The sequence below is a fragment of the Pseudomonas cichorii genome, assembly GCF_019719005.1.
GTDB classification, from domain to species: Bacteria; Pseudomonadota; Gammaproteobacteria; order Pseudomonadales; family Pseudomonadaceae; genus Aquipseudomonas; species Aquipseudomonas cichorii_E.
Window position 1 is genome coordinate 1 of record NZ_JAIGPJ010000106.1, and the last position, 671, is coordinate 671.

Sequence of the window (671 nt, forward strand, 5' to 3'; positions counted from 1 at the left end):
GAGAGGTTGGCGTTTTCGCCTGCGGTGATTCGGCTGGAGATGACGGCCAGGTCCTGGCCGGCGTTCAGGGCAATGCTGCCGCCGGCATTCAGGTCGGCGGAGACTTGTTTGACATGGTCGGTCTGGACAGTGAGTTTCTTGCTTCTGGACAGAGAGTGGGTTTCGTCTGCCGCCGAGCTGATGGTCATGTTCTCGGTCGCGGCCATGGCGATGTCGCGCTTGGCGTCGATGTCGCTGGCGACAACATTGATATCACGACCTGAAATGGCCATCAGGTCACGGCCGACGCTGACGCTGGAGCCCAGTTGCGTGATGCTGGACTGGGTATTCGCGCCTTGTACCTTCGCTGTTTCGATTTGTGTCGCGCCGATATTCAGGTCACGACCGGCAATCAGGCTGAGGTCGCGACCAGTCTGCAGAGTACCGCCGATATTCTGCATGTCCCGTCCGGCCTTCACCGTCATGTCGTTTATAGACTCGATACGGGCAGCACTGTCGGCAAAATCCTGATATCCCTCTGCGCCGACAGCGCGAGTTACTGTCCGCTCGTTGATGACATCGCCACGGGTGGCGGTCAGCGTCACATCACGGCCATACAGAATGCCGCCCGCCTTGTTGATCAGGTCGTTGCCTGCCAGCAGGTCAAGGCGATTGCCTGCCTCGATCAGGCC

1 protein-coding gene is annotated in these 671 nt (G+C 59.6%); it reads right to left on the bottom strand.

From position 1 onward, the window contains the following. Positions 1 to 671 (bottom strand): hemagglutinin repeat-containing protein (locus tag K5D32_RS25800; RefSeq protein ID WP_221602333.1); only part of this gene is annotated, 671 nt, incomplete at both ends.